Here is an 11,553-nt window from a genome sequence, read left to right as displayed (position 1 = left end):
GAGAGGCCATCGTGACCATTTTTGAAAAGGCCACGCGGGAGAAATTCCGCTACCCGTCGGCCAAGGGACTGCTGACCACGGAACAGTTGTGGGAGCTTCCGCTGACCGCCAAGTCCGGCTTCAGTCTCGATGACGTGGCCAAGGCGGTCAACGCCGAACTCAAGGCCATCGACACCGAGTCGTTCGTGGCCACCGAGACCAATCCGGCCAAGGCGACCTTGGAGACCAAGTTGGAGGTCGTCAAGCACGTCATCGCCATCCGCCTCGCGGAGGACCAGGCGGCGAAGGCAGCGGCAGCCAAGAAACTGGAGAAGGAAAAGCTGCTGGCAGTCCTGGGCCGCAAGCAGGACGCGGTCCTGGAAAACCTGACCGAGGCAGAGCTGCTGGCCCGAATCAACAACCTGTAGCCCGCCTACAATCAGCGTCTGCCAGCAGGCCCGCACATCGCCGAGAAGTACGGTCGCCATGCAAGACTTGCGCGACCAGGCCGGCGCCCAACGGCCACTTCTCGGCGAACCCACATCGGTACGACAGCGAGCGCGACGCCCTCTCATCGGCAGATTGGAGCGTTGGCCGCGCAGGAGGCCACCCACGAAGCGTGACGGCTCCGACCGGGAGGGCGGGCCCGGTCGGCGGCAGCCCCGATAACGCGACACATCATGGTTTGACCGCTCCGCAGCCTCCGTCCAGGCGCCTGGTGAGTGGTGTCCACTACCCGTACGAGCGACACCTCGCATGCCAAAATCCGGTATGAAGATTCGCCGTGCGGTACCCGATATCACCACCGTCGACCCGGTCGCGAGCAGCGGCTTCTACCAGCTTTTGGGCTTCCGGGAGGAGATGAACCTGGGCTGGGCGGTCAACCTGGTCTCACCGGCCAACCCCACCGCCCAGGTCATCCTCATCACCAAAGATGCGGCGGCCTCCGTAAACCCGGACCTCAGCGTGGAGGTCGATGACGTCGACGCCGCCTACGAGGCGGTACGCGCGACGGGCGCAGAGATCGTGCACCCGATTACCGACGAGCAGTGGGGCGTCCGGCGCTTCTTCGTCCGCGACCCAGACGGCAAGGTGGTCAACGTCGTCGGCCACCGCTGACCGGCAAAGGGCCAACAGCCTACCGACCCTGTCGCCAGCGCGTGACCGAGCGGCGGACCAGCCACAGGACGCTTGCGCCGCTTTCCGCGCCCGGTCAGCGGCAGATCCGGATACTTTGAGCACCGAGCTACGCCATGTCGATAGCGGCGCCAGGGTTCTCGCTACGTTGCTCGCCACGGGATGGCCGAGACGGGGGTGCGAATGACGCTGGTAATCAAGGGTTCTCGGAGGATCACGGTGGACGGCGTGACCTACCGCTGGTCAATTCGGCGCAGACCGACCTACTGTCAAGCCCTCGGCTGGTCACCGCTGACCTTCGTTGTCGAGCGTGCGGAGCGGCCAGGCGCTGTAATGGTGGCATCGCTGCCTTGCGCTCATCCCGGCAACTGGCTTGGAATACCGAGCCAGCCGGTGTTGCCCGGCACGGTGGCTGTAGGCGTCCGCCAGGCACTGGTTGCCGGTTGGCAGCCCTCCCGCCCGGGGCCGGCCTTCGAGCTGTGCCTGCCCGACTCGTCGTACAGGCGCTGACAGCCGCGCCGTCGGGCGCTGGGCGCATCGCCGCAGATCCGGACGCTGTCGGTAGTTCCGCTCGTGGCGACAGCCAGTCCACTACCGGCCGGAGCCTGGTCCGGCATCAAACGTCGAGCCGGCCCGGGACGGCGTCACGTCGGCCGGAGGTCAGTACCCTGCGTAGGCCCCGACCAAGAAGATCCAATTGATGCGCGGGCATGTCGAGGACGAAACGCTGTTCGACCGGCAGGCCCAATATGGCGGCTGCGTCCTGGTCGAGCACGAGCCGCAGCTCGCGGTCTCTGATTTCGCATTCGCGCACTCCGCCGTAGTGCGTGGCCTGGCCTGGGTCGACCACCAAGCAGTACGTATCCATGCCGAGCTCGATCTCTTGATCGTCGTCGGCGCCGTAGCACTCCATGAAGAACAACGACCAGGACTCGGGATCCGTGGTCTCGCGGACGCCGACCACGTAGACCTCACCGTCATCCTCGCCCGCATCACGCAGCACGTTCGGTCGCGAACCGTTGTCGCCCACCGCACTCCTCCCAGGAACCGCCCACAGCAGACGAGTGTGCGCACAGGCGCAACCACGTGATGGTAGACGCGCTCGCGAACGGTCCACGCGTTCCTCAATCGGCGCGACCCCGACCGCCCCGAACCCTGTCCAGATTTACACACCGTTACGCCCGCTCTACGGCATGACAGCGCACCTGATCTTGATTGGCGCGGGCCTGCGATGCCGTTGATACCCGCGATCAAGCCGGCGCCGGTTCGGCCAGGGTAGCCGTGTCCGGCGCGACTGGCTGAGGGGTCGCGGTGTCCGGCGCTGATGCGATCATCGTCAGGTCATCACCGCGAGATGCCGGAGGGTATGTATGGGCACGTGGGACGTCGGGCCGTTCGACAACGACACCGCAGCCGACTGGTGCGGCGATCTACACGATGCCGCCGAGCATCAGCGGCTGCCGCTCGTACGGGCCACGTTGAGCGCCGTTGTGGACAACACGGATAAATACCTCTCCAACGGGCTTGCGGACCGAGCGATCGCTGCGGTCGCCGTGGTTGCCTCCCAACTGCCGGGCGGGGAACCGCTGGTCACGCCATACGCGCCGGACTTCCTGCTGGAGGGCGGCACGCTCGACATTCCCGGCGACATCCCTCCTCTGGCATTGCGTGCGTTGGTCCGAGTCGTCGGTGACGACTCGGAGTGGCGAGACCTGTGGGAAGACGCCGGCAGCTACGCCGAGGCGGTGGGGGCACTGCGGGCAATTCGCGCGACGCTGGAGCTGACGCATCCCGACCGGTTGCACAGGGCGGACGGCACCCTCTAGAAGCTCACGTAGTCGTTTCAAGCGCCATGATCGAACGCACTACTTTCGACAGTCCGGATGCAGGCCCCCGCGCCATCCGGGCTACCGTCCGTGACGAGCGCTTCGCGGCATGAGCGTGCACCGGCCCATCCGCCGCATCCGAATGCGGCGGATGGGCCGGACCGACCGGTCCACGTTCGACCTGCGCGGCGAGGATCTCCAGGAGGTCGAGCGCATCATGGAGGCCAAGCGTCGCCGCGGCGGTATCTACTGATCGCGGCGGGGTGGATCCGTGGCTGGCTCGTTAGCCGACACGCTGCAGGGTCCGGTCGCGTCGTTCGGCGACACGGGAGCCTGATTCGCGGCGGCTCATCCGGCGCAGCAGTAGCGGGGCCACGATCAGACCGATTGTGGCCCAGGCGCCAAGCATCGCGACGGTCTCGAGGTGTCGCCATGACCCGTCGATCTCGACCGCGGAAACGGCGTCGGGCAGCAGTGCTGAGCGCATGCCTAGGCCGAGCCAGTAGATGGGGAACGTCTGGCCGAGCCATTGGAGCCAGGTGGGCAGGGCCGTGATCGGGTAGAAGATTCCGGAGATTGCGATCAGTGCCAGGATCGGCACGGAGAGTATGCCCGCGCCTCGGGAACTGGTGATGAGTGAGCCGAGCATCGCGCCGACCGATTGGGTGGCCACCAAGCCGAGGAGCAGGACCCAGGTCAGGGTAGGCCAGCTGATGTCGCCGAGATGGAAGCTGCTGATGATCGGCGCGCCGCCGGCGAGCAGGATCGCGAGGTAGGCCAGCACTGTAGCGGACACCGTGACAAGCTTGCCGATCAAGTATCCGCGGATGCCGTCGGGGATTGCCTTGGCGCGAAGAAGGGTGCCGTCCTCTCGGTCGGCGGTGAGTTGTTGGACGATCAGGAGGATGCCCAGGGCGACGAACATCCCCAATACCCCGGGTAGGACCAGGGCGCCCAGTGGCAGTTGGGTGCCGTCGATCTGGCGGTGGCGCAGGAAGAAGATGGCCACGAGTGTCGTGGTCGGCCAGAACAGGTTGGCGATCAAGTCGCCGCCAGTCCAAGACTGCCGTAGTTCGATCAGGCCTTGCGTGGCGCCTTGGCGAAGGGCAGCGGTTGCGGGGATCACTGGGTGGCTCTAGTCAGTTCGGTCTGGCGCACCAGCGCCAGGTAGGCGTCTTCCAGGGAGGGGCGGCGGACTTCCAAGTCGGTGATGGCATGGCCGTGTTTGCGGAACAGTTCAAAGACGAACCCCGTGGACTGTGACTGTTCGGTCGACTGGGTGAACCGTTGGCCGTCGAAGGTCCAGCGCACCTCGTCCCGTCCCGCGATTCGGTGGGCGAGTTCACCGGCGGTGCCGTCGGCGACGATGCGTCCACCGTTGAGGATGACGATGCGATGGGCGAGCCGGTCGGCTTCCTCGAGGTCGTGGGTGGTCAGCAGGATCGTGGTCTGGTAGTCGGTGGCCAGCCGGCGGACGAGATCGTGGAACTCGTAGCGGGCGGCTGGGTCGAAGCCGACGGTGGGCTCGTCGAGGAACAACAGCTCAGGCCGGCCGACGATACCGACGGCCACGTCCAACCGGCGTCGCTGGCCGCCCGACAGCGTTCGAATCTGTTGGTCGGCTTGTCCGGTAAGCCCGACCGCGGCGACGAGCTGATCCGGGTCCATAGGACGGCGGATCGTCGCTGTGGAGTATCGGGTGAAGTAGCCGCCGAAGTGGGCCAGCAGCTCACGGACTCGCCACTTGCCGTGGTCCCGCCATGATTGCAGCACGATACCCACCCGTGCCCGCCACCGTTCGTCACTGCGGGCTGGATCGGTGCCCAGCACCGAGACCCTTCCGGCCGAACGGCTCCGGAAGCCCTCCAGTATCTCGATCGTTGTGGTCTTGCCAGCGCCGTTCGGGCCGAGCAACGCCAACACCTCGCCTCGGCGCGCCTGGAAAGTGACATCGTGCAGGACGTCTCTGGTGCCGTACCGCATGCGCAAACCATCGACGTCCAACACGACGTCCCCGCCGGTCACAAGCTCACTATTCATCTCGGCTTCCTTGTCAGTGTTTCGCTGGTCCGGTCATGGTCTGGATGCGGGCCACCAGATCGGTGCGGTCGACACCCGCCAAGGCCAGCGCCCGCGGCACGGTCCCGACATCGGCCTGCAGGATCGCCACGAGGAGATGCAGTGGTTGTGGTTGCGTGCCGGCCGTGGCCTGGAGCGCACGTTCCAAAGTCAGACGAACCGAAGCGCCAGGGTGCGGCCGACGGTCCGGATCAGGCGTGGCCGCGGCGGCATCGAACGCCGACGCCGAAACCCCGACCATGCTGAGGCTGTGCGCGTACTCGCGGTCCAGTGCCTCCCGGATCGCGGCACGACCCAGACCCGCCGACGCCAGCGCGCCCCCAGCCGATGATGCCGGGTCGGCGGCGATCGCCAGCAACAGGTGATGCGCCTCCACGGTCGTCGAGCCGTCCAGTCGCGCCTCCTGGCCCGCCCGATCGAGAACGTCCTTGAGATACCTGTCGAATCCAGGCACGGTTACCGCCTCCTCAACGTGACACCAGCGGCGACCAGCCGCTTGAAGTGCTTCTTGTGGACCGCCTGACGCGTCACGCCCAGCGCCTCGGCCACCTTCGGCCAGCCCCACCCAGCCCGCATCGCCTGCTCAACCGCGGCATCCTCCAACTGGTCGGCCAGCCGCCGCAGAGCGGCCACTGCGGCCAGCGCGTCACCGGGGTCTTGAGGCACGACAACATCCGACATGTAAGCAACTCTAGTTGACTAATCGATCACTAGTCAACCCGAGTTGCTAATCGCTCTCAGTGATGCTCATCCGAGTTACGGGGACAAGATTGACTTTGCGCGGTATGGAGCGAACGCATCGCCGAGGTGCGGTCCTTAGGCGGCTCATGTCGCGCGCCGACGTCTCGGTGGCAGGACAACAACGTCGCTGGCCTGGGCTTCGAGAGTCAGTTCGGTGATCACGGCGCCGAGGGTGCGGATACGATTCTGGAGCAAGATCACATGGCCTTCGAGCTGGCGGACCCGTTCGTGGCTGTCGGCCAGCTGCTTCTGTAGGGCTTGGACGTTGGGCGAGGTGACCCACGGCCCACGGTGGTCTTGAACCCGGCGACGAGATCGGCGTGGTGTTCGTAGAGCCGCTGCCGTGAGACACCGGCATCGACGGCGAGCGCGGCGACGGTGCGTCTGCCGTTATCGCGATGGCGAGACGGCGGGGATGTTGGGGCTCTGGGTCTCGATGCTGCGGGCGGCCAGCGCACTGGCGCAGTGTTCCGGGATCGCTGGCCGACGTGTACCGGTTGATCGGCCGTGCGTGGCCACCTGACTGTCTGTTGCCTGGACGAACGTCGGCGAAGTCGGGCTCGTCGTCGCGGGCGAGCCGTGTTTGATCAACCGGCTCCTCGGCCCCGCCAAACCCGCACCGGCTGAGCGGTCGGGGCTGTTGCGGTCGCTCGACGGTCGACCGCGCCCGGCCATCCATGTGGTTTCCACGTTCCGTCGACGCCGCCGGCCGAGGATGGTCGTGACCCGAGCAAGATCATGGCAGTTCGATGAGAGGGAGCTTGTCATGTCCACAATGGCACGAAGAGCAACGACGATCGTTGCGGGGCTTGTGCTCGCTGGCGGTGTGGTCGCCGTCACGGGTAGCCCGGCGATGGCGGCTTGGACAGCGCCGTCACCATGTACGACGTGGTTCGACAACGCCGGAAGCGGCGGTGCGGAGCGGTGGCACGTCAGTTGCCCGGGCTACTGGGTGACGGTGAGTGTCACCTGCTCATCCGGGTCGCCGATCAACGGAGGGCGGCGGTGGGGGTACCAGAAGGCCGAATGCCGCAACGGTGCCTACACGACGAGCGGGCGGGCGACCGCCTCGCTCACCTAGCGTCAACGGCTCGCGGCAGCCGGGAGGGACTCACCTCCCGGCTACGCTGGTCGAGCCTGGTGCGGAGATCCTGCGCGCTCGGATGGCCGAGTTCTTGGAGGATGTCCAGAGCTTGTTGCCAGGTGCGCCGGGCGATGTCGGATTGGCCGACGGCGTCCTGAGCCTCGCCGAGCCGGGTGAGGACTTTGGCCTGGTAGTAGAGGTTGCCGGTGTCCCGGAACAGATCGAGGGCGTGCTGGTAGCAGTTGGCCGCCCGCTGGTAGTCATCGAGGTGGTGGTGGGCGTAGCCGAGACTGTCCCAGGAGCGCGCTTCCCAGGCCCGGTTGCCCAGTCGCTGCTGTCGGGCGAGTGCCTGTCCACAGTAGAGGACCGCTTGTTCGAAGTTGCCGAGCTTTGCGTGGTACCAACCGACATTGTTGAGGGCGTCAGCCTCTCCACGCGGATTGGCGATGGCCCGGTAGATCCGCAACGCCTGTTCGGAGTGGTGTAAGGCTTCCTGGTAGCGGCGTTGCGGTTCGTAGACCCAGCCACGGCAGAGATGGACGTAGGCCACTCCGGCGGTGTCGGCGACTTGGTCGTAGAGCCGATCGGCGTGCTCCAGGTGGATGTGGGTATCCTGGTGGCGGCCGATCCAGGCGTAGAGTTCGGCGAGCCAGGAGTGGGCCAGGGCCTGCAGGCGCGGATCGTGCAGCTGCCGGGCCGCGTCCAGGGCGGCGTGGGCAGTGATGTGCCAGTCGTGCCAGTGCCCCCGAAGGTTGAAGAATCCAACGAGGGCGTATGCCAGGCGCCACGCATGGGTTTCGAAGCCGGCTGCGGCTGCCTGGACGGTGGCGACCAGCACCCGGTGCTCGCGGCTGAGCCAGTCCAGCGCCTGCTTGTGGTCGGTGATGTGTTCCGGCGCGGCCGGCGGTGGCAGCGGGCTGGCGGCGACGGGATTCCGTCGGGGGGCGAGCAGGACGATGGCCGCGTGCGCGGTGTACAGATAGTGGTCCAGGACGCGGTGTAGCGCGGCGCGCCGCTGCTCGTCGGGTTCGTGGGTGTGCGCCTGCTCGGTGGCGTAGGCACGCAACAGATCGTGCAGCGTGTACCGGCCGGGAGGGTGCTCGACGACGAGATGGCGCTCGACGAGCTCGGCCAGTAGCCGTCGCGCACCGCTGCCCGGAACACCGCCTAGGCTGGCCGCGGCGGCCCGGCTGATGTCTGGTCCCGGATGCAGGCCGAGCAGCCGGAACAGCCTGGCCGCGCCGGGGGTGAGGGCACGGAACGACCAGGAGAACACCGCACGCAGGTCGGTGGCCGGATCGTCGCCGGCAAGCGCGTCAAGGACGGCGTGGTGGTCGTCGAGCTGGGCGACGAGCGCAGCCAGCGGCAGGTCAGGGCGGGCGGCGGCGTACGCCCCGACCAGCGCCAGGGCCAACGGCAACCGCGCGCACCGGGCGACGATTCCGGAGACGGCGTCGGATTCCAGGGCCAGGCGCTGCTCGCCGAGACGAGCGGCGAGGAGCCGACGGGCGTCGGAATCGCTCAGCAGGCCGAGGGTGAGCGGATACGCGCTATCAGTGGCCGCGAGACCGGTGAGCTGGTGCCGGCTGGTGACGATGGTCGCGCAGGTGTCCGCCCCCGGGAGCAGAGGACGGACCTGGGCGGCGTCGCTGGCGTTGTCCAACACCACCAGGACACGCTTGCCGTGAAGGAGGCTGCGGTAGAGCCCGATCTGGGCGTCCAGGCCGGCGGGTATCGCGGCGGGCGGCAGGCCGAGCGCGTCCAGGAAGGTGCGGATCGCCTCCTCCGGGGCCACCGGCCGCCCGGACGGGTCGAACCCGCGCAGGTTGATGTGCAGTTGCCCATCCGGGAACCGGTCGAGGTTGTCGTGCGCCCACCGCAACGCCAGCCAGGTCTTGCCGACCCCGCCGGTACCCGCGATGGCCGAGATCACCACCGCGCCGGGCAGGTCCAGGGCCTCGGTGAGGCGGGCGAGTTCGCGCTCCCGCCCGCTGAACAGAGCCGGCCGGGCCGGCAACTGGCGCGGGACCGGTGCGCTCCGTGCCGGTGCGAGGTGCGCGGCCGGCCGATCCGGTGCGGGAGTGGCCAGCGCCGGGTCCGCGGCGAGGACCTGCCGGTGCAGGGCTTGCAGGTCGGGGCCGGGATCGGTGCCGAGTTCGTCGGCCAGGATCCGGCGGGTGTCCTGGTAGCGCGTCAGGGCGTCGGCCCGCCGGCCGGCACGGTAGAGGGCGAGCATGAGCTGGGCGACCGGCCGCTCCCGCAGCGGATGTGTGGTCACGTGTGCGGTCAGCTCGGTGACGACACCGGTGTGGTCCGCGGCGGCCAGCGCGGCGTCGAACAAATCCTCCAGAGCGGAGAGCCGTTGCTCGGTCAGCCACGTCACGGCGGCAGCAATCGCCGGAGTGCGCGGCACGTCGGCGAACGGGTCACCCCGCCAGAGACCGTGGGCATGCCGGAGCAGGTCGACACCCCGCCGGTGGTGGCCGTCGCGTGCGGCGGCACGGGCCTCGGCGACCAGTTGCGCGAACCTGCACAGGTCTACTTCGGACTCACCGGCGTCAAGCAGGTAGCCCGGCTTACGGGCGACCAGCCGGGCGGCGGCAACCGGTCCGGAGGGCCCGGCCCGCAATGCGCGACGGAGCCGGTATACATAGCCGCGGACCAGCGCCCGCGCATCGGCCGGCGGACTATCGGGCCACAGTTCGTCGACGAACTGCTCGATCCCGACCAGGCTGCCGGGACGGACCAGCAGGATGCCGCCGATCGCCCGGACCCGCGGCACACCCAACACCAGTGCCTGTCCCTGATCGCGGATCTCCAGCGGGCCCAGGACACCGAACTCCACGGCACGCCCCCACATCCATCGCCGGGTCACCATTCTGCCGAGCGGGCTCCGTGATCACCACCGGGTGAACGGACACCGGCGGTATCGCCACCCCGGCCCTCGTGGCCGAGACCGCGCCGATGACCGCGTGGGCGCCGCACTCGATCAGCGTGACCAGTCGGACCTTTGGGAACGCCCCGACACCGCCAGTGTTGCTCGACTGGATGAACGCGGCGGTGTTGGCGTCGCTGTCCGGCACGTCCAAGGTGGTGCCGTCCCAGGGCGCGGTGCAGATGGCCCGCACCGAGATGGAGCAGGCTCAGAACCCGACGGCGAAGAGCCTCGCGGAGAAGATCAAGGCAGACCAGACAGCGGAGATCAGCCAGATGCAGACCTGCTTAACCGGTAGGACGGCGCGGTCCGGCGTGCCGGTTCGCGGCGCGCCGGACCACCACACCCAGCACCCTGCCGGCCCTATCACTTCATTGCCGCATCCTCGTCGCGGCGCTCCACGCTCCGTGGCCTGTGCGGGGAGAACCCGATGCGGAAGCTCCCTGCAGCGACAAGATCCCGCCCAATCACGATGATCAGACGGGATCCGTCAACTTCAGTCAGCCAGCTCAAGAATACCTTGGCCTGGGCAGGTCCGCGATCAGCACGCTGGTCGAGCGCGCCACCCGATACACGATGCTGCTGCATCTTGATTCGCAGGGCGCGGACCAGGATGTGCATTCGCTATTTGACTTCTGGGTACCTAGCTGCGATCGCAGCGTCAGGATTGGAAAAGCAAACCCCTTGGCACTCATGCTCGAAATTCCCGCCGGTGGCCCGAGCGGAACCACATCCCGCTACGCTGGGCCAAGGAGCCCGGACCCAGGGGCCAGTATATGTCCTAAGGTCGGTGCAAAACACGATGACGCGGTACCTGGTGTTGCCGGCGACCGCCCCGCTGCATGCCGCCCAGGCTCCGTTGCCATCGTCAGTGATGTAGACCGGACACCAGAAGGCCGCAGCGTTCGAGGCGGCGGGAGCGGAGGAGGCGGAGGCCGGGACCGCTGTCAGCGATACGCCGGCGACTGCGGCGAACATTGTGACGAGCGCCAGACCGCTATGGCTTAGTGCGATCCCTACCTGCTTCGCGACGGATTTGGGAGCAAACACTGTAATTTCCTCCTGAAATTCGAGCGTCGTTTCCAGGTTACTCCCGTAGTTTGCCAACACGCCCTTTCATGAGGCTTTCGTCCACCTGCCATGGGCAAGGAGGTTGCGCTGGACGGTCTTCTCCCGTCCAGATGCTGGCCCCTGGTAGGGCTGGACATGCTGCCAGAACAGCGGGGTCAGCCCGCGCCGGTCGGCGGGTTTGAGCAGCTTCGCCCACCCGAGGTTATCCGCACCGACGCTAACGCCCTCGCAGGGCGAAAACGGGGTACTGGTCCCGCCCGCGATCGTCTTCGGCGCATGCGTCTCCGCCGACGCAACGGAGGGCACCACGGTGTCGGCGACCGTGCTCTTCGCCGCGATCCCTATCGCAACAGATCTTATAGATGGAAGTCGATGAATATAGATCCCCGGACAGAGGCATGGACCGCTTGTGCGTGATGTGGGTGCTGATCTGGCCGGGGTCGTTGACGGCGGCCACGACGCTCACCCGGCGCGGTGCTCAGACTCACTGCCAAACGATCGAGTCCGACCTGTCTCGTCCAGGCGATGGTGACGAGTGGGGTATTCGTTGGGCTGGCCTCCGCCATGTAGTTCCGGACGCTCGACGGCTGAGGTGTCCAGGTTTGGTTTGGCGGACTCGACGCGACCAGAACTAATCCAAGATCAATTTCGCGGCGATTTTGCCGTGTTTGGTCCATGCTTCCCAGCGGTCGAAGTCTCTT

At 67.2% G+C, this 11,553-nt stretch carries 11 protein-coding genes; 5 read left to right on the top strand and 6 right to left on the bottom strand.

What is annotated here, in order from left to right; all coding sequences use genetic code 11:
* Positions 1-11 precede the first annotated feature (11 nt).
* Entirely contained in the window at positions 12-407 is a 396-nt protein-coding gene (locus Pma05_RS39345; RefSeq protein ID WP_173033881.1) for a hypothetical protein, read from the top strand.
* Positions 408-750: 343 nt separating this feature from the next.
* A complete protein-coding gene (locus tag Pma05_RS39340) occupies positions 751-1,098 on the top strand; it encodes a VOC family protein (protein ID WP_203862632.1) in 348 nt (115 codons plus the stop codon).
* 634 nt (positions 1,099-1,732) lie between these two features.
* Here the strand turns inward: Pma05_RS39340 and Pma05_RS39335 are convergent.
* Complete coding sequence (locus Pma05_RS39335) at positions 1,733-2,146, bottom strand: Imm10 family immunity protein (protein WP_203862631.1); 414 nt, start codon at positions 2,144-2,146, stop codon at positions 1,733-1,735.
* 340 nt (positions 2,147-2,486) lie between these two features.
* On the opposite strand from Pma05_RS39335, the gene Pma05_RS39330 reads away from it, so the two are divergent.
* On the top strand, positions 2,487-2,942 hold the full coding sequence (locus Pma05_RS39330; protein ID WP_203862630.1) for a DUF4259 domain-containing protein: 456 nt from the start codon (positions 2,487-2,489) through the stop codon (positions 2,940-2,942).
* Between the two features lie 109 nt (positions 2,943-3,051).
* Complete coding sequence (locus Pma05_RS39325) at positions 3,052-3,195, top strand: hypothetical protein (protein WP_203862629.1); 144 nt, start codon at positions 3,052-3,054, stop codon at positions 3,193-3,195.
* 30 nt (positions 3,196-3,225) lie between these two features.
* Here Pma05_RS39325 and Pma05_RS39320 read toward each other — a convergent pair whose 3' ends face one another.
* The 5 genes from Pma05_RS39320 to Pma05_RS39300 form a co-directional block, all read right to left on the bottom strand.
* Complete coding sequence (locus tag Pma05_RS39320) at positions 3,226-4,068, bottom strand: ABC transporter permease (protein WP_203862628.1); 843 nt, start codon at positions 4,066-4,068, stop codon at positions 3,226-3,228.
* Positions 4,065-4,925, bottom strand: a complete 861-nt coding sequence (locus Pma05_RS39315; RefSeq protein ID WP_203862654.1) for an ABC transporter ATP-binding protein — start codon at positions 4,923-4,925, stop codon at positions 4,065-4,067. The genes Pma05_RS39320 and Pma05_RS39315 overlap by 4 nt, the downstream gene beginning before the upstream one ends.
* 70 nt (positions 4,926-4,995) lie before the next feature.
* Positions 4,996-5,475 carry a Clp protease N-terminal domain-containing protein gene (locus tag Pma05_RS39310; protein WP_203862627.1) on the bottom strand — a complete coding sequence of 160 codons (480 nt, stop codon included), beginning with the start codon at positions 5,473-5,475 and terminating at the stop codon, positions 4,996-4,998.
* Between the two features lie 2 nt (positions 5,476-5,477).
* Complete coding sequence (locus tag Pma05_RS39305; RefSeq protein WP_203862626.1) at positions 5,478-5,702, bottom strand: helix-turn-helix domain-containing protein; 225 nt, start codon at positions 5,700-5,702, stop codon at positions 5,478-5,480.
* A 1,133-nt stretch (positions 5,703-6,835) separates the two neighbouring features.
* On the bottom strand, positions 6,836-9,691 hold the full coding sequence (locus Pma05_RS39300) for an AfsR/SARP family transcriptional regulator (RefSeq protein ID WP_203862625.1): 2,856 nt from the start codon (positions 9,689-9,691) through the stop codon (positions 6,836-6,838).
* Between the two features lie 101 nt (positions 9,692-9,792).
* On the opposite strand from Pma05_RS39300, the gene Pma05_RS39295 reads away from it, so the two are divergent.
* Positions 9,793-10,257, top strand: a complete 465-nt coding sequence (locus tag Pma05_RS39295; protein ID WP_203862624.1) for a DUF305 domain-containing protein — start codon at positions 9,793-9,795, stop codon at positions 10,255-10,257.
* Positions 10,258-11,553 lie beyond the last annotated feature (1,296 nt).

It is taken from the genome of Plantactinospora mayteni (genome assembly GCF_016862935.1).
GTDB lineage: Bacteria > Actinomycetota > Actinomycetes > Mycobacteriales > Micromonosporaceae > Plantactinospora > Plantactinospora mayteni.
This window is presented reverse-complemented; position numbering and strand designations above follow the sequence as displayed.

Coding starts and splice junctions, on each gene's coding strand:
- Pma05_RS39340 (WP_203862632.1), top strand. CDS start 751: ATGAAGATTCGCCGTGCGGTACCCGATATCACCACCGTCGACCCGGTC.
- Pma05_RS39330 (WP_203862630.1), top strand. CDS start 2,487: ATGGGCACGTGGGACGTCGGGCCGTTCGACAACGACACCGCAGCCGAC.
- Pma05_RS39325 (WP_203862629.1), top strand. CDS start 3,052: ATGAGCGTGCACCGGCCCATCCGCCGCATCCGAATGCGGCGGATGGGC.
- Pma05_RS39315 (WP_203862654.1), bottom strand. CDS start 4,925: ATGCGGTACGGCACCAGAGACGTCCTGCACGATGTCACTTTCCAGGCG.
- Pma05_RS39305 (WP_203862626.1), bottom strand. CDS start 5,702: ATGTCGGATGTTGTCGTGCCTCAAGACCCCGGTGACGCGCTGGCCGCA.